The 20,711-nt window shown below is 71.0% G+C and carries 21 protein-coding genes; 12 read left to right on the forward strand and 9 right to left on the reverse strand.

Annotated elements, in window-relative coordinates; all coding sequences use genetic code 11:
• Positions 1–51 precede the first annotated feature (51 nt).
• Complete coding sequence (locus ACGFSA_RS10235; protein ID WP_393302479.1) at positions 52–378, reverse strand: hypothetical protein; 327 nt, start codon at positions 376–378, stop codon at positions 52–54.
• A 342-nt stretch (positions 379–720) separates the two neighbouring features.
• Between ACGFSA_RS10235 and ACGFSA_RS10240 the strand changes: the two genes are divergently transcribed.
• Positions 721–1,299 (forward strand): FG-GAP repeat domain-containing protein, encoded by a 579-nt coding sequence (locus tag ACGFSA_RS10240; protein ID WP_393302482.1) that lies wholly within the window; start codon positions 721–723, stop codon positions 1,297–1,299.
• Between the two features lie 225 nt (positions 1,300–1,524).
• Here the strand turns inward: ACGFSA_RS10240 and ACGFSA_RS10245 are convergent, their stop codons facing one another.
• The gene (locus ACGFSA_RS10245; RefSeq protein ID WP_327245113.1) at positions 1,525–2,283 is read right to left on the reverse strand and encodes a phosphoglyceromutase; all 759 of its coding nucleotides are present in this window, start codon (positions 2,281–2,283) and stop codon (positions 1,525–1,527) included.
• A 206-nt stretch (positions 2,284–2,489) separates the two neighbouring features.
• Here ACGFSA_RS10245 and ACGFSA_RS10250 point away from each other — a divergent pair, with 206 nt between their 5' ends.
• Complete coding sequence (locus ACGFSA_RS10250; protein WP_393302486.1) at positions 2,490–3,797, forward strand: MDR family MFS transporter; 1,308 nt, start codon at positions 2,490–2,492, stop codon at positions 3,795–3,797.
• Between the two features lie 84 nt (positions 3,798–3,881).
• On the opposite strand, the gene ACGFSA_RS10255 is transcribed toward ACGFSA_RS10250, so the two are convergent.
• Together ACGFSA_RS10255 and ACGFSA_RS10260 are read right to left on the reverse strand one after the other, a co-directional pair.
• A complete protein-coding gene (locus ACGFSA_RS10255; RefSeq protein WP_393302489.1) occupies positions 3,882–4,667 on the reverse strand; it encodes an ABC transporter permease subunit in 786 nt (261 codons plus the stop codon).
• Entirely contained in the window at positions 4,664–5,605 is a 942-nt protein-coding gene (locus ACGFSA_RS10260) for an ABC transporter ATP-binding protein (RefSeq protein WP_393302492.1), read from the reverse strand. Before ACGFSA_RS10260 ends, ACGFSA_RS10255 begins: the two co-directional genes overlap by 4 nt.
• A 189-nt stretch (positions 5,606–5,794) precedes the next feature.
• Here ACGFSA_RS10260 and ACGFSA_RS10265 point away from each other — a divergent pair, with 189 nt between their 5' ends.
• Both ACGFSA_RS10265 and ACGFSA_RS10270 read left to right on the forward strand, forming a co-directional pair.
• On the forward strand, positions 5,795–7,009 hold the full coding sequence (locus ACGFSA_RS10265) for a sensor histidine kinase (protein ID WP_393302495.1): 1,215 nt from the start codon (positions 5,795–5,797) through the stop codon (positions 7,007–7,009).
• Positions 7,009–7,710: a response regulator gene (locus ACGFSA_RS10270; RefSeq protein WP_393302499.1), complete on the forward strand. Its 702-nt coding sequence runs from the start codon at positions 7,009–7,011 to the stop codon at positions 7,708–7,710. The genes ACGFSA_RS10265 and ACGFSA_RS10270 overlap by 1 nt, the downstream gene beginning before the upstream one ends.
• Before the next feature lie 9 nt (positions 7,711–7,719).
• Here the strand turns inward: ACGFSA_RS10270 and ACGFSA_RS10275 are convergent, their stop codons facing one another.
• Positions 7,720–7,956: a hypothetical protein gene (locus tag ACGFSA_RS10275; RefSeq protein WP_393302501.1), complete on the reverse strand. Its 237-nt coding sequence runs from the start codon at positions 7,954–7,956 to the stop codon at positions 7,720–7,722.
• Positions 7,957–8,419: 463 nt separating this feature from the next.
• Positions 8,420–9,097 (reverse strand): phosphate signaling complex protein PhoU, encoded by a 678-nt coding sequence (gene phoU / locus ACGFSA_RS10280; RefSeq protein WP_384379681.1) that lies wholly within the window; start codon positions 9,095–9,097, stop codon positions 8,420–8,422.
• Between the two features lie 196 nt (positions 9,098–9,293).
• On the opposite strand from phoU, the gene ACGFSA_RS10285 reads away from it, so the two are divergent.
• Positions 9,294–10,568, forward strand: coding sequence for a sensor histidine kinase (locus ACGFSA_RS10285; protein WP_393302506.1), 1,275 nt, complete (start codon positions 9,294–9,296; stop codon positions 10,566–10,568).
• Entirely contained in the window at positions 10,565–11,245 is a 681-nt protein-coding gene (locus ACGFSA_RS10290) for a response regulator transcription factor (RefSeq protein ID WP_030929487.1), read from the forward strand. Before ACGFSA_RS10285 ends, ACGFSA_RS10290 begins: the two co-directional genes overlap by 4 nt.
• A 93-nt stretch (positions 11,246–11,338) precedes the next feature.
• Here ACGFSA_RS10290 and ACGFSA_RS10295 read toward each other — a convergent pair whose 3' ends face one another.
• The gene (locus ACGFSA_RS10295) at positions 11,339–11,995 is read right to left on the reverse strand and encodes a DUF461 domain-containing protein (protein WP_393302509.1); all 657 of its coding nucleotides are present in this window, start codon (positions 11,993–11,995) and stop codon (positions 11,339–11,341) included.
• Positions 11,996–12,605: 610 nt separating this feature from the next.
• Between ACGFSA_RS10295 and ACGFSA_RS10300 the strand changes: the two genes are divergently transcribed.
• From ACGFSA_RS10300 to ACGFSA_RS10325, 6 genes are all read left to right on the forward strand, one after another.
• On the forward strand, positions 12,606–13,088 hold the full coding sequence (locus ACGFSA_RS10300) for a CarD family transcriptional regulator (protein ID WP_006380568.1): 483 nt from the start codon (positions 12,606–12,608) through the stop codon (positions 13,086–13,088).
• Positions 13,089–13,376: 288 nt separating this feature from the next.
• Positions 13,377–14,123 (forward strand): 2-C-methyl-D-erythritol 4-phosphate cytidylyltransferase, encoded by a 747-nt coding sequence (gene ispD / locus ACGFSA_RS10305; protein WP_393302514.1) that lies wholly within the window; start codon positions 13,377–13,379, stop codon positions 14,121–14,123.
• Positions 14,113–14,610 carry a 2-C-methyl-D-erythritol 2,4-cyclodiphosphate synthase gene (ispF, locus tag ACGFSA_RS10310; RefSeq protein WP_393302516.1) on the forward strand — a complete coding sequence of 166 codons (498 nt, stop codon included), beginning with the start codon at positions 14,113–14,115 and terminating at the stop codon, positions 14,608–14,610. Before ispD ends, ispF begins: the two co-directional genes overlap by 11 nt.
• A 242-nt stretch (positions 14,611–14,852) precedes the next feature.
• Positions 14,853–16,256 (forward strand): cysteine--tRNA ligase, encoded by a 1,404-nt coding sequence (cysS, locus tag ACGFSA_RS10315; protein WP_393302519.1) that lies wholly within the window; start codon positions 14,853–14,855, stop codon positions 16,254–16,256.
• A gap of 80 nt (positions 16,257–16,336) precedes the next feature.
• Positions 16,337–17,293 (forward strand): 23S rRNA (guanosine(2251)-2'-O)-methyltransferase RlmB, encoded by a 957-nt coding sequence (rlmB, locus tag ACGFSA_RS10320; RefSeq protein ID WP_393302523.1) that lies wholly within the window; start codon positions 16,337–16,339, stop codon positions 17,291–17,293.
• 203 nt (positions 17,294–17,496) lie between these two features.
• A complete protein-coding gene (locus ACGFSA_RS10325; RefSeq protein ID WP_393302526.1) occupies positions 17,497–19,110 on the forward strand; it encodes a DoxX family membrane protein in 1,614 nt (537 codons plus the stop codon).
• Positions 19,111–19,386: 276 nt separating this feature from the next.
• Here the strand turns inward: ACGFSA_RS10325 and ACGFSA_RS10330 are convergent, their stop codons facing one another.
• Positions 19,387–20,097, reverse strand: coding sequence for an NDP-sugar synthase (locus ACGFSA_RS10330; protein WP_393302529.1), 711 nt, complete (start codon positions 20,095–20,097; stop codon positions 19,387–19,389).
• 35 nt (positions 20,098–20,132) lie between these two features.
• Positions 20,133–20,546, reverse strand: coding sequence for a hypothetical protein (locus ACGFSA_RS10335; RefSeq protein ID WP_393302532.1), 414 nt, complete (start codon positions 20,544–20,546; stop codon positions 20,133–20,135).
• Between the last annotated feature and the right edge of the window lie 165 nt (positions 20,547–20,711).

Here is a 20,711-nt window from a genome sequence, read left to right on the forward strand (position 1 = left end):
CCCGATCGCCCAACGTGCTGTGCCACACAGTACGGCGGTGGGTACGGTCCGTCACCTAGCGTGCCGCCACCACCTCCTGGAGGGAGGTGGTGGGTCGTCAGAAGCCGGGGACGACGGCTCGGGCAGTTCCCGTACGGCGGACCGGCGCTCTGGCCGCAGCCGCACCTCGGCGATGTCGTACCGGGTCAACGCCCGGGCCGTCACCAGATATTGCCGGACGGTCTCCGTGTCACCCTGCGTGTCGACGAGGTCGTTGTACCAGAACGCCGTCCCGAAGTCCGTTCCGCGATGGGCCTGTTGGTACGGCAGAGTGGAGCGGGCGGCGTTGGCGGTTATGGCGTTGGTGATCGAATGGTGATCAGCGGTCTGTGCGGACATGAGGCCGCACCCCAGCGGAGCGGATCGGAGTCGACGCCGGACATCTCCGCGCGGTCAGCGGGGGGCTGTTGGCGTCCGGCCGAGCGGTGGCGATCGGGAGAGGTGGGCTCATGGGCGCATCGGCATGGAACTACTGCGTGCCGTACGAGCCGGACCTGCACAAGGCGTTCGAGGGCTTGCGGCGGAAGGTGTTCAAGGAGCGGGACTACCTCAGGGCCGGGAAGTACTGGGGGCGGCGGTGGCCAGCTGACGGCCCAGCCGCGCCAGCTGATCGGCGGCTGGGACATCTACGACCGGATCGAGGCGACGGGGAACCTCGGCGGCTCGGCGTTCGGCGACCTCGTGGCCCGGGACAAGGCCGGCGTGCTGTGGCTCTACCAGGGGACGGGCCGCGGCGGCTTCGCCACCCGGGCGAAGGTCGGCGCGGGCTGGCGGATCTACGACAAGATCGCGGGCGGCAGCGACCTGAACGGGGACGGGCGTCCCGACCTGCTCGCCACCGACACCGCCGGGGTGCTCTGGCTCTACAAGGGCACCGGCTCCGCCACCACCCCGTTCGCCGCGCGGACGAAGATCGGCGCGGGCTGGGGGATCTACAACGAGCTCGCGGCCGTCGGCGACATCGCGGGCGCCCCGGCGGGCGACCTCCTCGCCCGGGACAAGGCCGGTGTCCTCTGGCTGTATCTGGGCAAGGGCGACGGGACCTTCGCGCCGCGTACGAAGGTCGGCGCCGGCTGGAACGAGTACGGCCAGCTCGCCGGCATCGGCGACGGCGACCGCGACGGCCGCCCCGACCTCCTCGCCTTCAGCGCGGCGTCGCAGTACCTCTACGGGGGTACGGGAAGCGTGAGCGTTCCCTTGCGGCGCAGGCAGCTCGCGTCCCTGCCGTACGTGAACGACCGGGGCAACCTCATCGCCTGACAGCCCCGACCGCCCTGGCCGCGCCCCCGCTCCGGGGCGCGGTCGGGACGGGGCCGCGTCCGTGATGCCGACCAGCCGAGCGCACGCGGAAGGCCATCGTCTCGGTCTACCCAGGGCCCAGGACGCCTCCCGAGGCACCCTGACGGCCCACAGGCGGCCCCAGAACAACGACAAGCCCCCTGCCGGCGGAGAAACCGCAGGCAGGGGGCTTGATCACGTGTGAAGCTACTTCTTGCCCTGGTTCTTCACGGCCTCGATGGCGGCCTTCGCCGCGTCCGGGTCGAGGTACGTGCCGCCCGGCTTCAGCGGGCGGAAGTCGGCGTCCAGCTCGTAGGCGAGCGGGATGCCGGTCGGGATGTTCAGGCCCGTGATGTCGGCGTCCGAGATGCCGTCGAGGTGCTTGACCAGGCCGCGGAGGCTGTTGCCGTGGGCGGCGACCAGGACCGTGCGGCCGGCCAGCAGGTCCGGGACGATGCCGTCGTACCAGTACGGCAGCATGCGCTCGACGACGTCCTTGAGGCACTCGGTGCGCGGACGCAGCTCGCTCGGGATCGACGCGTAGCGCGGGTCGTCGCTCTGCGAGAACTCGGCGCCGTCCTCGAGGACGGGCGGCGGGGTGTCGTACGAGCGGCGCCAGAGCATGAACTGCTCCTCGCCGAACTCGGCCAGGGTCTGCGCCTTGTCCTTGCCCTGCAGGGCGCCGTAGTGGCGCTCGTTCAGGCGCCAGGAGCGGTGGACCGGGATCCAGTGGCGGTCCGCGGACTCCAGCGCGAGCTGCGCGGTGCGGATGGCACGCTTCTGGAGGGAGGTGTGCAGGACATCGGGGAGCAGACCGGCGTCCTTGAGCAGCTCACCGCCGCGGACTGCCTCCTTCTCGCCCTTCTCGGTGAGGTTGACGTCCACCCAACCGGTGAACAGGTTCTTCGCGTTCCATTCGCTCTCGCCGTGGCGGAGGAGGATCAGCTTGTACGGTGCGTCGGCCATGAGCCCGAGCGTAATCGAACCCGTGCGGGCACCGCGCAGCCGGTCACAGGGCGGACAGGCGGCGGGGGAGTGGCGGGTGGGGCGGCTTCGATTGACGGCAGCCGTCAAACGAGTGGCGGTCCGGAAGCAGAGCTTCGTAATGTGCTGATAGCCATCGGGCCACTTACCGCTCGAACCCGTTCCGTACGCCCCCGGGGGGAACCGTTATGTCTGTCGCCGGTCTCAGACGGGCCGCACACGAGACCGTGTCCGGTCTCCCCAGGGAGTTCTGGTGGCTGTGGACCAGCACTCTGGTCAACCGCCTCGGGGCGTTCGTCGCCACCTTCATGGCCCTCTACCTGACCCTGGACCGGGGCTACTCCGCCTCGTACGCGGGGCTGGTCGTCGCGCTGCACGGACTCGGCGGGGTCGTCTCCTCGCTCGGCGCGGGGGTGATGACGGACCGGCTCGGGCGGCGGCCCACGATGCTGATCGCGCAGAGTTCGACCGCCGCGTCGGTCGCGTTGCTCGGGTTCATGGTCCATCCGGTCGCGATCGCCGCGGTCGCGTTCCTCGTCGGCATGACGAGCAACGCGTCCCGCCCCGCCGTGCAGGCGATGATGGCCGACATCGTCCGGCCCGAGGACCGGGTGCGGGCGTTCTCGTTGAACTACTGGGCGATCAACCTGGGCTTCGCGGTGTCGTCCGCGGGCGCGGGGTTCATCGCCGAGTACAGCTATCGGGCCGGGTTCATGGCCGAGGCCACGATGACGCTGTTCTGCGCGGTCGTCGTCTTCCTGAAGGTGCCGGAGTCCCGGCCGGAGCGGACACCGAGAATCGCGAAGGGCGGGGCGGCCGAGTCCGAGGTCCGGCTCTCCACCGTGCTGCGCGACGGCCGCTTCATGAGCGTCGTCGGACTGTCGTTCGTGGTCGCGCTGATCTTCCAGCAGGGGTACGTGGGGCTGCCGGTGGCGATGGGTACGGACGGGCTCTCCAGCTCCGACTTCGGCACCGCGATCGCCGTCAACGGTGTGCTGATCGTGGCGCTCCAGATCCCCGCCACCCGCTTCATCCAGCACCGCGACCCGCGCGGGCTGCTGGTCGTGTCGTCGTTGCTGGCGGGGTACGGATTCGGGCTGACCGCGTTCGCCGGGTCGGTCGCCGTGTACGCGCTGACGATCTGTGTCTGGACGATCGGCGAGATCATCAACGCACCGGTCCAGAGCAGCCTGGTCGTCCGCCTCTCCCCGGCCCACGGCCGGGGCCGCTACCAGGGCATGTACACGCTGTCGTGGTCCGCGGCCGCGCTGGTCGCTCCGCTGATGTCCGGTCTGGTGATCGACCACTACGGGGCGACGTGGCTGTGGGGGATGTGCGGGGTGCTGGGGACGGTCGCAGCGCTCGGGTACTGGGTGCTCATGCGCGGGATTCCGGCGGAGGAGAAGGTGACCGAGGTGGTGGCGGTGACGGCTGCGGAGGCCGAGCCGGATGCGGCCTCGGGTGCCCCGCAGGGTGTGGTGGAGCGGGCGGTCTGACGGCCGGCGGCCCCCCGACCCCCGTCGGCAGCCCCCCGGGCGGTGCTTGCCCGCGTCCATGGGCAGGACCGGCAAAGACGCCTGTCAGGCGTCGCGGCGCTTGACCAGGACCACCGCCAGGCCCCCGAGGACCGCGAGGTACACCCCGCAGACCGCGAAGGCGAGGCCCGGGGAGGGGGAGTCCGGGCCAGGGCGCGCCACCGTGCCGCTGAGCGCTTCGAAGGCCGACTGCAGCGTCCATGTGCCGGGCGTCGTGCTCCAGTTGTCGAGCGTGGAGGCGAGCATGGGGAGGACGAAGAACAGGCCGAACAGGGTGGCGATCGCGCCTGCCTGGCTGCGCAGGATCGCCCCGAGGGCCAGCCCCAGCAGTGCCATGACGCAGAGGAACAGACCAGTGGATGCCACCGCCCGGAACACGCCCGGGTCGGCGAGCCCCATCGCGAGGTGCCTGCCGGACAGCGCGCTGCGGCCGAGGAGATAGGTGGTGAAGGCGAGCAGTTCCCCCACCGCCAGGGTGAGCGCGCCGGTGACGACGGCTTTCGCCGTCAGGACGGCGCCACGGTGCGGGGCGGCGGTGAAGGTGGTGCGGATCAGGCCGCTGCTGTACTCCGAGCCGGTCGCCAGGACACCGAGCGTGCCGAGGGCGAGGACGGCGAAGTAGAAGCCGCCGCTGAAGCCGTAGCGGACCGGGTCGATGCGGGCCCGTTCCGGGGCGGTCATGGTGTCCCAACTGCCGGCCAGGGAGTGGTAGTCGAGGATGCCGACGATCGTCGCCGCAGCCATCGCGACGAGCAGGGTCAGGTAGGTGGAGCGGACGCTGCGTAGCTTGATCCACTCGGAGGTGAGCAGGCCTGGGCCGAGGGGTGTCACTGGTGCTGGTCCTTTCGGTGGGAGGTGCCGGCGGTGGCGCCGGCCCGGTACTGCACGCTGCCGGCGGTAATGTCCATGAAGGCTTCCTCCAACGAGGCCTGCCGGGTGGACAGTTCGTGGATCGTCAGGCGGTTGGCGGCCGCCAGGTCGCCGATGTCCTGGGGCTGAAGCCCGGCCACGGCCAGGACGCCGTCCGGTTCCGGGGTGACCCGGGCGCCGCGTGCGGTGAGCAGCCTGGTCAGCGCGGCGCTGTCGGCCGTGCGCACCAGGACCGCGCCGCGCGCGCTGCCGCGGGTGAACTCTTCGGTGCTGGTCTCGGTGATCAGCCTGCCCCCGCCGACGATGACGAGGTGGTCGGCGGTGAGCGCCATCTCGCTCATCAGGTGGCTGGAGACGAACACCGTGCGCCCTTCGGCGGCGAGCGATCTCATGAGGGTGCGGATCCACAGGATGCCCTCCGGGTCCAGCCCGTTGACCGGCTCGTCGAACATCAGCACCGGCGGGTCGCCGAGCAGTGCCACGGCGATGCCCAGACGCTGCTTCATGCCCAGCGAGAACCCGCCCACCCGGCGGCGGCCCACCTCGGCCAGCCCGGTCATTTCGAGGACCTCGCCGACCCGCCGGGCGGGGATGTCGTTGCTCGCCGCGATACTCGCCAGATGAGCACGGGCGCTGCGCCCCCGGTGCACGGCGTGCGGGTCGAGCAGCGCGCCGACCTCACGCAGCGGCCGGGCCAGCGAACGGTAGGGGCGGCCGCCCACCAGGGCCAGCCCGGCGGTGGGCGCGTCCAGGCCCAGGATCATCCGCATCGTGGTGGACTTCCCCGCCCCGTTCGGGCCGAGGAAGCCGGTCACCCGTCCCGGACCGGCCTCGAACGTGAGGTCGTCCACGGCAGTGGTGGACCCGTAGCGCTTGACCAGCCCTTCGGCCTCGATCATGAACACTCCTTCGCTCCGCGAGCGGTGACCGGCAGCTGTTTGCTTGCCGCTCCCCACCGTGCCGTTCCCGCCGCCGCCGGGCCTCTGGCCACGGTCGGAGATCCATCGCGTCCGCCGGGCCGGTCTACGACCAGGGACGTATGCCCGCGGGCGGAGGGCGCGCGAGGAGGGCGTCGCTACGCTGGGGCGATGCCCACCGCGCCGCATCCGCCCCTGACGAAGAGGCTGCGCCCCGGCCACTGGACCGTCCTGGACGCCCTCGCCGGAGCGCTACTGACGTACGTCGCATGGCTGGGCACTCTGGACACCTACCGCGTCTTCGACCCACACCACCGGGGGTATCCCCGGCCCAGTGCGGCCATGCTCGTCGTCGCGCTGGCCGCCACGGTGGTCGTGGGGTTGTCCGTGGCGCTGCGCCGCCGCTTCCCGCTGTCCGTCTGCGCCGCCGTGTTCGCGTCCTGGACCGTGGTCGTCGCCGTCCTCGGCCAGACATCCATGGCCCGCGTGGTCGGCACCCAGATCGTGGTGGCCTCCGCACTGCTGCTCTACCTCGTCGCGGCCACCCGCAACCGCCGGACCGCTCTGCTGGCACTGGGCGCGGGACTGGCGGGCGTGGCCGCCGCCGGGTTCGGGTCCGGCGAGCTGCGGCACAACATCCCCGTCGCGCTGGCCGCCCAGACCGCCTTCTGGGCGGTCGGATACGCCGTCGGACGGCACCGCGCCTACGCGGCCGAGCTGCGTGCGTATCAGGCCCGCGACGCGCTGACGGAGCGGACCCGGGAGCGGCTGCGGCTGGCCCGGGAGCTGCACGACGTGATCGCGCACAGCATGAGTGTGGTGACCGTGCAGGCCGGATACGGCCACTTCGTGATCGACGAACACCCGCAGGAGGCCAAGGCAGCGCTGACCACGATCCAGGCGGTCGGCAGGGACACCCTGCGGGAACTGAGCGGGCTGCTCTCCGTACTCCGCGAGGGCGGCACCGACGACTGCCTGCCCGTGCTGCCCGCCCCCGGGCTCGGCGAGCTGGGCCGGCTGATCACCCGGACGGCCGAGGCAGGCGTCAAGGCAGACCTGCGGGTCCGCGGCCGACGGCGTGAGCTGTCCCCGGGGATCGAACTGTCCGCCTACCGGATCGTCCAGGAGGCGCTGACCAATGTCGTGAAGCACGCCGGAACCGGGGAGTGCCGGGTCACCGTCGGATACCAGGAGGGCGAACTCACGGTGGAGGTCGTCGATGACGGCGCGGGCGCGGCTGCCCCGAGCCGGGACGGGCAGGGCCTGGCCGGGATGCGTGAGCGGGTGGGCCTGTACGGCGGGGAGTTCAGCGCCGGGCCGCTGCCCGGGCGGGGATTCAGGGTGGCCGCACGGCTGCCCATGGCCGGAGCCGAAGGGAACGCGTGATGGTCGTCCGCGTCGTGGTCGCCGACGACCAGACCCTTGTCCGTACGGGCTTCAAGGGCATCGTCTCCGCCGCACCGGGCTTCACCGTGGTCGGCGAGGCCGGCACCGGCCTGGCCGCAGTCGAGCTCGCCCGGCGGGAGCGGCCCGACGTCGTCCTGATGGACATCCGCATGCCCGACATGGACGGGCTGGAGGCCACCCGCCTCATCACCGGCAAAGCCGGCCGCACGGCCGCCGCCCCTGGCGTGCGGGTGCTGATGCTCACGACCTTCGGCATGGACGAGTACATCTTCGCCGCCCTGCGCGGCGGCGCCAGCGGCTTCCTCCTCAAGGACGCCCCCGCCGACGAACTCCTCACCGCGATCCGGGTCGTTGCTTCCGGCGAGGCACTGCTCGCACCTCAGGTCACCCGCCGGCTCATCGAGGAGTTCGCCGACCGGCCCGCCTCAACGGGCACGACAGCACCGGCATCAGTGCCTCCCGGCCGGGAGGAGAACCTACGAGGCGTCAGCCCACGCGAGCGCGAAGTGCTCACCCTGATCGGCCAGGGCCTCACCAACACGGAGATCGCGGCCCGGCTGCACATCACCCCCGGTACCACCAAGACGCACGTCGGGAACCTGCTGACCAAGCTCGACGCACGCGACCGCGTCCAACTCGTCATCACCGCCTATCGGGCCGGACTGGTCACCCCGCGCTGAACACGGTTGTCAGTCGCCGAAGTCGGCTGTGTGGATGACCGGAGTCAGCTGCCCGCGGGGGCGGCGGTGATCGCCCGGGAGCCCATCCATGACACGCAGGGGCTGAATCGGCCGTTTCTGCCCCCACCCGCCGACAACACCCGCCTCCTGGTCGACGCCTCGATCGCCGAGGAGTTCACCGCGCGGGTCGTCGACCACACCGCCGCCCACGTCCCCGGCGGCCGCTCGCCCCTCTGCAACGGCCACATCGACGTCTTGTCCGCCGCGCCCCGGAGCCTGTCATCGCCTGAACGGCACTGCCTCAAACGCACCGGACCGGCGCCCCAGGGGGTGCCGGTCCGGTGGTGTCCGGTCAGCCGCAGTCAGCCACCGCACTGGCACGGGGCGCCCGACTGGCAGCCGCACCCGCAGCCCGATCCGCAGCCACAGGCACCGAGCACCGTCAGATGGACCACTTCAGCGGGTGTCTCCTGCTGCGGGTCGGTCGTGGGGGAGTCGGCCATCGTTCCTCCTCAAGGACGTACATCCAGGCGTACGACAGGGCCGTACGACAGGGCCGTACGACCGACAGCGACGTACGACCGGGGCGTACCACCAGGCGTACCGCCTGCCGCCCCACCCCATTCATGCCCACTCCGGCTGCCCCATCAACGGCGCACAGACGGCGCATCCAAGGCACACCCGCGCAAAACGCGCCGTCCCCTGCCCGTTACGCGCCCTCTACCGACGTCGCGTTCTGGATGTCGTCCGCGTGTTCACCCGTCACCAGATAGACGACCCGCTTGGCGACCGACACCGCGTGGTCGGCGAAGCGCTCGTAGTAGCGGCCGAGCAGCGTCACGTCGACGGCGGTCTCGATGCCGTGCTTCCAGCGGTCGTCCATCAGGTGCTGGAACAGCGTGCGGTGCAGCAGGTCCATCTCGTCGTCGTCCTGCTCCAGCTGGAGCGCCAGGTCGACGTCCTTCGTGATGATCACCTCGGCGGCCTTGGCCATCAGGCGCTGCGCCAGCTGCCCCATCTCCAGAATGGTGGCGTGCAGGTCGTGCGGCACCGCCGACTGCGGGAAGCGCAGCCGGGCCAGCTTGGCCACGTGCTGGGCCAGGTCACCCGAGCGCTCCAGGTCGGCACTCATCCGCAGCGACGTGACCACGATCCGCAGATCGGTCGCCACGGGCTGCTGGCGCGCGAGGAGGGCGATCGCCCGCGCCTCCAGGTCGTGCTGGAGGTCGTCGACCTTCTGGTCCGCGGCGATCACGCTCTCCGCGAGCTTGAGGTCGGCGTCGAGCATGGACGTCGTCGCCCGCCCGATCGCCGACCCGACCAGCCGGGCCATCTCGACCAGGCCCTCTCCGATCGAGTCGAGTTCCTCGTGGTAAGCGTCACGCATGGAAGTCCCTCTCCAGTCCTTACTAAGGCCGGGGCCAGATCTGGACCCCACGCTCTCACCCTGTGGGGCGTACGCGTCCGGATCCGGCCGACCAAGTGAACCGGCCCTTGCTCCTCGGTGAACTCTGGGCGACGAGTGTTCGAGTACGCCCTCGGATGGCTGGGAGAGCGCTGCCGCACCCGCTTAACCTTGACGCATGGACGTGAACGCGGCGGTCGCCGCAGCTGCAGCGATCGCCGGGTTGTGTACCGGTGTGATCGCCATGCTGGCGTTCCGCTGGAGCGAGCGCGACCTGAAAAGACCCACGCGCACGTCCCTGCGGCCCGACAGCAACGGTGCACTGCCCCCCGGGGTCGACACGGTGCTCTCCGTGCTCTCCTCCTCCGCGGTCGTGCTCGACGAGAGCGACAGTGTCGTCAAGGCCAGCTCCGCCGCGTACGCGCTGGGACTGGTCAGGGGCGGCCGGCTGGCCGTCGAACCCATGCTGCACATGGCCAGGGACACCCGCCGGGACGGTGAGATACGGCAGGTCGAGCTGGACCTCCCCCGGCGCGGCACGGGCCGGGGCGAGGCTCTCGCAGTCTCGGCACGGGTCGCTCCGCTGGGCTCCCGGCTGGTGCTCCTGCTGGTCGAGGACCTCACCGAGGCCCGCCGTATCGAAGCGGTACGACGCGACTTCGTCGCCAACGTCAGCCATGAGCTCAAGACCCCGGTGGGAGCGCTCTCGCTGCTCTCCGAAGCCGTCATGGACGCGTCCGACGACCCGGAGGCGGTCGAGCGGTTCGCGGGCCGGATGCAGATCGAGGCGACCCGGCTGACCAACCTCGTGCAGGAACTCATCGACCTCTCCCGGGTGCAGAACGACGACCCGCTGGAGGACGCCGAGCCGGTCCGGGTCGATGAACTGGTCGCCGAGGCCATCGACCGCTGCCGGCAGCAGGCCGGCGCGAAACAGATCACCATGGCCGCAGGCGGCACCGCGGAGCTCCGGATCTGGGGCAACCGCGGCCAGCTCGCCGCGGCGCTCGGCAATCTCGTGGAGAACGCCGTCAACTACAGCCCCGCCCGCACCCGCGTCGGCATCGCCGCGAGGCGCCTGGCCGTACCGGGCGGGGACGAGATCGAGATAGCCGTGACCGACCAGGGCATCGGCATCTCGGAGAAGGACCGCGAGCGGGTCTTCGAACGCTTCTACCGCGTCGACCCGGCCCGCTCACGGGCCACCGGTGGCACCGGTCTCGGCCTCGCCATCGTCAAACATGTGGCCGCCTCGCACGGCGGGGAGGTCACGGTCTGGAGCTCGGAGGGACAGGGCTCCACCTTCACCCTGCGGCTGCCCGAAGCGGGCTCCGTACGGGACCGAGACCGTACATCGGGCGGACCGCTCATCGTCAACGGTGACGACGGGACCTACCGGACCGCCGACCCCGACACTCTCGAACCATTTCCTGCCCCGGAGGTCCTTCCGTGACCCGAGTGCTTGTCGTCGAGGATGAGGAATCCTTCAGCGACGCCCTGTCCTACATGCTCCGCAAGGAAGGCTTCGAGGTCGCGATCGCGGCCACGGGCCCCGACGGGCTCGACGAGTTCGAGCGCAACGGCGCCGACCTCGTCCTCCTCGACCTGATGCTGCCGGGCCTGCCCGGCACCGAGGTCTGCCGCCAGCTGCGCAACAGGTCCAACGTCCCCGTGATCATGGTCACGGCCAAGGACAGCGAGATCGACAAGGTCGTCGGCCTGGAAATAGGAGCCGACGACTACGTGACCAAGCCGTTCTCCTCGCGGGAGCTCGTCGCCCGCATCCGCGCGGTGCTGCGGCGCCGCGGGGAGCCGGAGGAGGTCACTCCGGCCGCCCTGGAGGCGGGCCCGGTCCGGATGGACGTGGACCGCCACGTCGTCACGGTCTCCGGCGGCAAGGTCGACCTCCCGCTCAAGGAGTTCGACCTCCTGGAGATGCTGCTGCGCAACGCGGGCCGGGTGCTGACCCGGATGCAGCTGATCGACCGCGTCTGGGGCGCGGACTACGTGGGCGACACCAAGACTCTCGACGTCCACGTCAAGCGCCTGCGCGCCAAGATCGAGCCCGACCCGGGGGCGCCGCGCTTCCTGGTGACGGTGCGCGGCCTGGGCTACAAGTTCGAGCCGTAAACCCGGGCCCGTACGGCAGACGGCCGGGCGGAGCACATACGACGGAGGCGCCTCCCGCTCGGGAGGCGCCTCCGTCGTGCGTATCCGCGGACGTCAGCCGGCCGACTGCGAAGCCGACGCGGCGTCCGTCGGGCCCGCCGCGCCGCTCGCCGACTCGGACGGGCTGCCCGACGGCGCGCCCGGCGTCGCGGACCCGGACGGCGTCGTCGCGGGCGTCTCGGACGGCACCGCCGGCAGCGAGCTCGGGCCGAAGCCCGTGAAGTAGCTGGTGGCCGGGACGACGAACACGCCGAGCGGGACGTCGCCGGTCCTGCTGAGCTTGAAGACGACCGACTGCACGTTGCCGTTCCGCGCGGCCTCGCGGCCGTTCTCGATCACGGCGGCGGCATTGCCCGTGCCGCCGAGGACGACCTTGCCCCCGGCCGGGACGACGATCGGTCCCGCACCCTTGGCGGCGTGCAGTTGCACCGTCGCGCCGCTGCCGGGCAGGGTGATCGCGTCCAGCGTCTGCCCTGCGACACCGTTGTTGAACAGCGTCGCGGTGACGACGGCCGGACCCGCGGCGTTGCGCTCGGGCTGGGTGATGACGTTCGCGTTCTGGATCCGGATGTCACCGATGGTGGTGGCAGCGCTGTCCGGCTTGATTTCGAGCGTCTGCGCGTCATTGCCGGCACCACACGCGGAAAGTGCACCGATCGAGATCACGATGGCAGTGGCGGCAAGGGCGCCGCGTCGAAGGCTGCGGCTCACGGCTGCGGCAACTCCTTGAACGTACGGACTTCACGGACGGGAGGGGCGAGCGACGTAAAGCCGCCCTAAGGGTGTGTCAGCGGGCTTAGGTTACCGAGCCGTCGTCCCCGCCCCGCACCCGACCCGCCCCTACCGCCCCCGGGCATCACGAGCCGTGTCCGCAGCCGGGCCCCCGATCCGCCGGTATGCCGCCCCGCCCCCGCGATTCGTGCGCTGTTCACATAACAGGCTTGATCAATTCCTCGGACCGTGACGCATTCCCTGCGCATAATCTCCGCGACCCCTGCCGTTGACCAATTCCATTGGTCAACGGCACTTACATCCGTACGGGTGATCGATCTCCGAACGGAGTACGGAAAGTTCACCATCTGGAATCCGGCAAACCGGGACGTTCGGTCACTTCGGAGGGGGTTCGGGTGTGTGTGACGCAGGTGTTTCACCCTGCCCGTACAGCCGCTCCGACCTGCGAATACCGCCCTCCCGATCTCTTCCGCAGCACGTTCGTGTTGCTGTTGTCAAGCCCCGAGATATGCCCTGACCTGCGAAAACGCCATTCAGGAGAAGCTGTTCTCGTGTTACCCTTGATAGCCACGGAAGGGGTACCTGTCACATGACGTTCAAGGTTGGCGACACCGTGGTCTATCCCCATCACGGGGCCGCGCTGATCGAGGCTATCGAAACTCGCCAGATCAAAGGTGTGGACAAGACCTACTTGGTGCTCAAGGTCGCCCAGGGTGACTTGACGGTTCGTGTCCCGGCGGACAATGCGGAGTTCGTGGGCGTGCGCGACGTAGTCGGGCAGGAGGGCCTGGACCGGGTCTTCGAGGTGCTGCGCGCACCGTACGCCGAAGAGCCGACGAACTGGTCCCGGCGCTACAAGGCAAATCTGGAGAAGCTCGCCTCCGGCGATGTCATCAAGGTCGCCGAAGTCGTTCGCGACCTGTGGCGTCGTGAGCGTGAGCGCGGACTTTCCGCAGGTGAGAAGCGCATGCTCGCCAAGGCTCGCCAGATCCTGGTGAGTGAGCTCGCTCTCGCGGAGAACACGAACGAAGACAAGGCCGAGGCTCTGCTCGACGAGGTCCTCGCGTCCTGACCCGGATCGCACCGGTCGTAAATAAATGTGCCGCGGTGCCCGCTGACCAGCCGTATTCACGGTGTGTCGTCGGGCGCTGCGGCATGTCCGGATTCGGATCCGGCTGTCCCATCGATACTTTGCTCGCGATCTTGTAAAGCCGACCCCGAGCAGCCACTGCGGCTTGCCCGAACTCGACCGGGTGTCACGGAAAGGGTCCCGGTCAAGTCAAGGCGTCGCCCGGCTCGCTTGTGGCCATACCCATGTCGGCCGTGGAAACAAACATGCTGATGCTTCGGAGTGCAACCGATGTCTGATCAATCGCGTCCGTACCGTACCGCCGCGGTGATTCCCGCCGCCGGCCGAGGCGTACGGCTCGGCCCGGGCGCCCCCAAGGCGCTCCGTGTGCTGAGCGGCACGCCCATGCTCATCCACGCGGTACGGGCCATGGCGGCGTCCCGGTCCGTCTCCCTCGTCGTCGTGGTCGCCCCGCCGGACGGCGCGTCCGAGGTCAAGAACCTGCTGGACGAACACGCCCTGCCCGAGCGCACCGACTACCTCGTCGTGCCGGGCGGCGACACCCGCCAGGAATCGGTCGGCCTCGGCCTCGCCGCGCTTCCCGAGGACATCTCCGCCGTCCTCGTCCACGACGCGGCACGCCCGCTGGTGCCGGTCGACACCGTGGACTCGGTGATCGAGGCCGTACGCGACGGTGCACCCGCCGTCGTCCCCGCGCTGCCGCTCGCCGACACAGTCAAGGAGGTCGAGCCCGGCGCGCCCGGCGACCCGGAGCCCGTGATCGGCACGCCCGTACGGGCCAGGCTGCGCGCCGTGCAGACCCCGCAGGGCTTCGACCGGGACACCCTGGTCCGCGCCCACGAGACCCTCGCCGTCGACGGCGAGGGCGCCACCGACGACGCGGGCATGGTCGAACAGCTCGGGGCGCCCGTCGTGGTCGTACCCGGGCACGAAGAGGCATTCAAGGTGACCCGGCCGCTCGACCTGGTGCTGGCCGAGGCGGTTCTCGCACGCAGGAGGGCGAACGATGGGTTCTGAGCACGCACCGGTGATTCCGCAGGTCGGCATCGGCACGGACATCCACGCCTTCGAGGAGGGCCGCGAGCTGTGGTGCGCGGGCCTGCTCTGGGAGGACGAGGGCCCCGGTCTCGCCGGCCACTCCGACGCCGACGTCGTGGCGCACGCCGCCTGCAACGCGCTGTTCTCGGCCGCCGGGCTCGGCGACCTCGGACAGCACTTCGGGACGGGGCGCCCCGAGTGGTCCGGCGCCGCGGGCGTCACGCTGCTGACCGAGGCGGCGCGGATCGTACGGGCCGCGGGGTTCGAGATCGGGAATGTCGCCGTACAGGTCATCGGCGTGCGCCCGAAGATCGGCAAGCGGCGCGACGAGGCGCAGAAGGTGCTGTCGGCAGCGGTGGGCGCCCCGGTCTCACTCTCCGCCGCCACATCGGACGGGCTCGGATTCACCGGCCGTGCGGAGGGGCTCGCGGGGCTCGCGACGGCGCTGGTCTACCGGGTGGGCTGACCGCGTGCGGCGCCCGGGTCCGGGGTGCGGGGTCGCCCCGGCGGGCGGTGTGGTTCTCGTCCCCGCCCCCCGGACCGGGGCACCGCACCACGCAACGCCCAGGGGTCCCGCGCCGAAAAATGGAGCCCGTCCGGCGATTGAGGACAAAGACGGCGGCCGCTTCCGGGCGCCGACAACACGAAGTTGTTCCGCTAGTCCCAAGGGGGCACTGCGCACAGGTGCGGGCCCACTACCCTTGAGGGGTGACTATTCGCCTGTACGACACCAGCGCCCGGCAGATCCGTGACTTCGTCCCGCTCACAGCGGGCTGTGTCTCGATCTACCTCTGTGGCGCGACCGTCCAGGCCGCCCCGCACATCGGGCACATCCGGTCCGGGCTGAACTTCGACATCATGCGCCGCTGGTTCGCCTACCGCGGCTACGACGTCACGTTCATCCGGAACGTCACCGACATCGACGACAAGATCATCGGGAAGTCGGCCGAGCAGGGCCGCCCCTGGTGGTCGATCGGGTACGAGAACGAGCGTGCGTTCAACGACGGCTACGACGCGCTCGGCTGCCTCCCGCCCACCTACGAACCGCGCGCCACCGGCCACATCACCGAGATGATCGAGATGATGCGCGGCCTGATCGAGCGCGGTCACGCCTACGAGGCCGACGGCAACGTCTACTTCGACGTGCGGTCGTTCCCCGGCTATCTGGAGCTCTCCAACCAGGACCTGGACGACCTGCGCCAGCCGTCCGGCGAGGGCGAGACCGGCAAGCGCGACCAGCGCGACTTCGCGATGTGGAAGGCGACCAAGCCGGGCGAGCCCAGCTGGGAGACCCCGTGGGGCCGCGGCCGCCCCGGCTGGCACCTGGAGTGCTCCGCCATGGCGCACAAGTACCTCGGCACCGCCTTCGACATCCACGGCGGCGGCATCGACCTGATCTTCCCGCACCACGAGAACGAGATCGCCCAGGCGAAGGCCTACGGCGACGCGTTCGCGAAGTACTGGGTGCACAACGGCTGGGTCACCATGTCCGGCGAGAAGATGTCGAAATCGCTCGGCAACTCGGTGCTCGTCAGCGAGATGGTCAAGGCGTGGCGACCCATCGTGCTGCGCTACTACCTCGGCACCCCGCACTACCGGTCGATGATCGAGTACAGCGAGGAGGCGCTGCGCGAGGCGGAGTCCGCGTTCGCGCGGATCGAGGGCTTCGTCCAGCGGGTCATCGAGAAGGCCGGCGGCGAGGTCGTGGCCGCCTCCGAGGTGCCGCCCGCGTTCGCCGAGGCGATGGACGACGACCTGGGCGTCCCCCAGGCGCTCGCGATCGTCCACACCACCGTCCGGCAGGGCAACTCCGCCCTCGCCGCCGACGACAAGGAAGCGGCAGTCGCCAGGCTCGCGGAGGTCCGCGCGATGCTCGGCGTCCTCGGCCTCGACCCGCTCGACGAACACTGGGCGGGCGAGAGCGACCGCGGCGAGGATCTGCACGGGGTCGTCGACACGCTCGTACGCCTCGTCCTGGACCAGCGCCAGTCGGCCCGCGACCGCAAGGACTGGCCCGCCGCCGACGCCATCCGCGACCAGCTCAACCAGTCGGGCCTCGTCATCGAGGACAGTCCGACGGGCCCACGGTGGACGCTCGGCCCGCGCCAGTAGTCCGCCCATGTGCCGCCCGGCGTTCCGGGCGGCACACTTCACTTACATACGCACGTCTGAAGCAACGAAACAGGTAGGTCATGGCCGGGAACAGCCAGCGCAGGAACCGCCGCACGTCCAACAAGAAGGGCATGCAGGTCGGCAGCGGTGGGCAGCGTCGCCGTGGCCTGGAAGGCAAGGGACCGACGCCGCCCGCCTCCGCCCGCAAGGGACACAAGAAGAACCGGGTGGCGAACGCCCAGGCCCGGCAGGCCGCTGTCCGCCGACCCGCCCCGCGGCGCGGTGGCGCCAAGGGCACGTCCGAGATGGTCGTGGGCCGCAACCCGGTCTACGAGGCGCTGCGCGACGGCGTCCCGGCGACCACTCTCTACGTCCAGCAGTACATCGACAACGACGAGCGGGTGCGCGACGCGCTCCAGCTCGCCGGCCAGCGCGGCAACATCAACCTGATGGAGGCGCCGCGCCCCGAGCTCGACCGGATGACGAACGGCCTGAACCACCAGGGCCTCGTCCTGCAGGTTCCGCCGTACGAGTACGCGCACCCGGAGGACCTCACCGCTGCCGCGTACGACAACGGCGAGGACCCGCTGATCGTCGCCCTCGACGGCGTCACCGACCCGCGCAACCTCGGTGCGATCGTCCGCTCCGTCTCCGCGTTCGGCGGCCACGGCGTCGTCGTGCCGGAGCGCCGTGCGGCCGGGATGACGGCGGGCGCCTGGAAGTCCTCGGCGGGCACGGCGGCCCGCACGCCGGTCTCCCGGGTGACGAACCTGACCCGCGCCCTGGAGGGCTACCAGAAGGCCGGCATCACGGTCGTCGGCCTCGCCGCGGACGGCGAGCACACCGTCCAGGACCTGGAGGCGCTCGGCGGCCCCGTCGTCATCGTCATCGGCAGCGAGGGCAAGGGCCTGGGCCGCCTGGTCGGCGAGACCTGCGACTACCTCGTCCGGATCCCGATGCCGGGCGGCGCGGAGTCGCTGAACGCCGGCGTCGCCGCGGGCATCGTGCTGTACGAGGCGGCCCGGCGCCGCGTCTGACCGGGGCGGCTCCCGGACGGGCCCGAGAGCGGCCGTCCGGGAGCCCGCACTGCCGGACGGCGGCGCAGGGCTCCGACCTCGGCAGACGCGGCGGCACCGACTGCCGCGCGCACCCCGGCCACCGCACCGCCCGGGCCTGTTGACGGGTCTCGGACACATCGGGGCCGTCAAGGCAGTGTCCTAATCACACATCACTCGGTTAGATGAGTGTGGACACCAGAACGCCTCGGTTCGACGAACTACCCGCCCTGAGCATGGCCAAGGTGGACTGCGACCCAGCGCAGGTCATCGTCAACCACGCCAGCTTCCGGGTGCAGCTCGCCCCCGGCCAGCGCGCACGGGTGCGCGGTGCCGCCCCCGCGGGGTCCGCCAGGGTCCCCGCCATGAGCGGCAGCGGGGCGGGACGCGGCAGGCGCTCGCCCGTCGTGTGGAGCGGCAAGTCCGCCCCCGGCGACCCCGGCGCCACCGGACTCCTCCAGGCCGTACGGAACTCCACCGCGGTCGGCCTCGACGGCGGGTACGGCCCGTACGGCGACGAGTTCGGCGCCACCCAGGTCATCCCGCGCCTGGACGAAACCCAGCCCACCCCCATCATCCCCGCCCCCCACCGGTCCGGCGGCCGCCACGGCAGAGGCCCGCTGCTGCCCCCGATGCGACAGGCGGTCGGCGCCTACGACGCCGTCGACACCGGTCCGTACGACCATGAGCCGTACGAGGACGACGAGTTCGACGAGATCGTCGGGAGCAGGTCGGGGCGGCACAGCGCCGACACCGTCCGGCACGCGTACTACCCCGGACGCCGGATGAACCTCGGGGTCGTACTCCTGCCGATGCGGGTGTTCCTCGGCTTCATCTCCATCTACGCGGGCATGGGCAAGCTCTGCGACCCCGTCTACTTCGACGGCGGCGAGCGCGGCTCCATGGTCAAGTGGCTGACCTCGCTGCACCCTTGGGGACTCGCCGAACCACTGCGGGACTTCGCACTGTCGCACCCGGTCGGGGCCGGACTCACCGTCGCCTTCCTCCAGGTCGTCGTCGGCGTCCTCACCGTCCTCGGCCTCTGGCAACGGGTCGCCGCCTCGGTCGGCGCCCTGCTCTCCGCCGCGCTGCTGGTCACCGTCAGCTGGCGGACCGTCGCCGTCTACGACGCGCCGGACATCATCTACCTCGCCGCGTGGAGCCCGCTCGTCATCGCGGGCGCCCCCGTCTACTCCGTCGACGGGCGCCTGGCCGGCGAGGCGTGGCGCAGGCTCGGCCCACGCTCCGCGATCTGGGACCTGCGCCGCCGGGTGCTGCGCCGCGGCGCCGTCGTCGCCACCGTCGTCGTCGGGTTCACCCTGCTCATCGGTTCGATGCTCGGCGGCGCAGTCCGCTCCTCCGAGGTCGTCACCGTGCCCGGACCGAACGACAACCCGACCAACCAGCTCCCCGGCTCCCCGCTCCCGCACGAGTCGGGCAAGGGCAGGGCCTCGCGCAGCCCCGCCGGACAGAAGCCCTCCCCGTCGCGCTCCAGCGCCGCTGCCACGCCCTCCGCACCGGCTTCCACGCCCGGCACGGACAGCGTCCGCGAGTCCGGCCGGGCCGCCGGCGTCGCCGGACAGCCCAGCCAGACACAGGGCGCTGGGCAGCAGCCCCCGCAGCAGACGACCCCGCAGCAGCAGCCCCCGACGACCAGCGCCGGACCGGGCTCCTCCGGCTCCACCGGCACGGGCGGCGGCTCCACCAGCGGTGGTTCGACCGGCGGCGGGTCCACGGGCTCGACGTCCGGCGGCACCTCGGGCGGCGGCCGCAACCCGATCGGCGGCCTGCTCGGCTGAGAGCCTGTCGGGCGACCTCTGATCGGGCGGCCACGGCGTGGCACGCACGCTTCCGGCGTTGCCGAAATGCCCTAGTAGCTCCTTCCCCAAGCTCTCAGCTTCGTTCGAGCAGGGGAGACCCCATCCGAGGCCATCCCGGCGCCTTGGAATCGCACGCACCACGCCGCGTCCGCTCTCCGATCGAAGGTCACCCGACAGGCTCTGAGCCACACGCCACGCGGGAGGGGCGGTCACCGGAACTCCGGTGACCGCCCCTCTGCCGTGCCTGCCGCGCCGCTACCGGCCGTCCAGCTCCCTCGCCGCCTCGGCCAGGTCCTTCGCCGTGTCGATGGCCCGCCAGTACGCGCCGTGCGGCAGCGGGTATCCGGCCAGCCGCCGCTCGCGGGCCAGCCGGGGGAACGTCGTCCGCTCATGGTCGCCGCGTTCCGGCAGCAGCGTCGTGAACGCCGGCGAGAAGACGTACACACCCGCGTTGATCAGATACGGGGACGGCGGCGACTCGATGAAGTCGGTGATGTGCCCGAACGCGTCCGTCTCCACGGCACCCCACGGGATACGGGGACGAGCCAGAGCCAGCGTGGCGGTCGCATCGCGCTCCGCATGGAACGCGGCCATCTCACGCAGCGAGAAACGCGTCCAGATGTCGCCGTTGGTGGCATACCAGGGCTCCGACGGGTCCGGCAGCCGGGCGGCGGCATACCTCAGACCGCCGCCGCGGCCCAGCGGCTCCGACTCCACCACGGTGGTCACCCGGAGCGGCAGGACGGCCTCGGCGAGCCACTCCTGGAGCACCTCGGCCAGATGACCGCACGAGACGACGACATCGGTCACGCCCTCGGCGGCCAGCCAGGAAAGCTGATGGCCGATGATCGGGGTCCCGGTGCCCGGGATCTCGACCATCGGCTTGGGACGGTCATCGGTGTACGGGCGCAGCCGCGATCCCTGGCCACCTGCCAGGATCACGGCCTGCGTCGGATACGTATGCATGCCAGGCACGATAGGCCGTGCCCGGACCGGGCCGGTCAGCTGAACTGCGCGACACCCGAGGCGAACGACGTGTCGCAGACCGGGCGGGAGAACCGGTGCGCCCGCGTCGGGCCGTACTGCGCGACCGCGGCGCGGCCCAGCTCCCTGGCGATCGACATGCAGTGCCGGGCGAGCGAGGGGCGTCCCTCGACGGCGCGCTGGAGGGCCGTCAGCGCGACGCCCGGGTCCTTCTCCCGAAGCTCCACGAGAAGCCGGTCGCGCAGCACGTCCTGCGGCGTGCGCGACGTGGCGTGCTTCGATACGGTCCGAGCCGACGCGGTGAGGACCTGCGACTCGGAGTTGTGCGCTGCCCACGGCACACGGGTGACCGCGAGAGTCCCGGAGAGGACCATGACGACGGGCAGGACGAGAGCGAGAGTTCGGCCGATGCGGCGCGCGGTGTGGGTCACACAGCGAGCGTAGCGGGAGGTGATGGTGCGGCCACATTGCGTCACCCCCGTGGGGGATGGTTTGAGGCTGCTTTTCGAATCCCGCGTTGACGACTTCCGGTGAAATGACCGAAGTGCCAGGGTATTTATCGAAGATGCCGGGCGTCCGGGCCCAAACCCGTACAC

Origin of the sequence: Streptomyces sp. NPDC048496 (assembly GCF_043200055.1) — a bacterium.
Classification (GTDB): Bacteria; Actinomycetota; Actinomycetes; order Streptomycetales; family Streptomycetaceae; genus Streptomyces.

Bases quoted from the DNA above. Each gene is read 5' to 3' on its own strand.
- ACGFSA_RS10325 (WP_393302526.1), top strand. From the start codon at position 17,497: ATGAGTGTGGACACCAGAACGCCTCGGTTCGACGAACTACCCGCCCTG.
- ACGFSA_RS10245 (WP_327245113.1), bottom strand. From the start codon at position 2,283: ATGGCCGACGCACCGTACAAGCTGATCCTCCTCCGCCACGGCGAGAGC.
- ACGFSA_RS10265 (WP_393302495.1), top strand. From the start codon at position 5,795: ATGCCCACCGCGCCGCATCCGCCCCTGACGAAGAGGCTGCGCCCCGGC.
- ACGFSA_RS10235 (WP_393302479.1), bottom strand. From the start codon at position 378: ATGTCCGCACAGACCGCTGATCACCATTCGATCACCAACGCCATAACC.
- ACGFSA_RS10285 (WP_393302506.1), top strand. From the start codon at position 9,294: ATGGACGTGAACGCGGCGGTCGCCGCAGCTGCAGCGATCGCCGGGTTG.
- ispF (WP_393302516.1), top strand. From the start codon at position 14,113: ATGGGTTCTGAGCACGCACCGGTGATTCCGCAGGTCGGCATCGGCACG.
- ACGFSA_RS10250 (WP_393302486.1), top strand. From the start codon at position 2,490: ATGTCTGTCGCCGGTCTCAGACGGGCCGCACACGAGACCGTGTCCGGT.
- ACGFSA_RS10270 (WP_393302499.1), top strand. From the start codon at position 7,009: ATGGTCGTCCGCGTCGTGGTCGCCGACGACCAGACCCTTGTCCGTACG.
- rlmB (WP_393302523.1), top strand. From the start codon at position 16,337: ATGGCCGGGAACAGCCAGCGCAGGAACCGCCGCACGTCCAACAAGAAG.
- phoU (WP_384379681.1), bottom strand. From the start codon at position 9,097: ATGCGTGACGCTTACCACGAGGAACTCGACTCGATCGGAGAGGGCCTG.
- ACGFSA_RS10260 (WP_393302492.1), bottom strand. From the start codon at position 5,605: ATGATCGAGGCCGAAGGGCTGGTCAAGCGCTACGGGTCCACCACTGCC.
- ACGFSA_RS10330 (WP_393302529.1), bottom strand. From the start codon at position 20,097: ATGCATACGTATCCGACGCAGGCCGTGATCCTGGCAGGTGGCCAGGGA.
- ispD (WP_393302514.1), top strand. From the start codon at position 13,377: ATGTCTGATCAATCGCGTCCGTACCGTACCGCCGCGGTGATTCCCGCC.
- ACGFSA_RS10300 (WP_006380568.1), top strand. From the start codon at position 12,606: ATGACGTTCAAGGTTGGCGACACCGTGGTCTATCCCCATCACGGGGCC.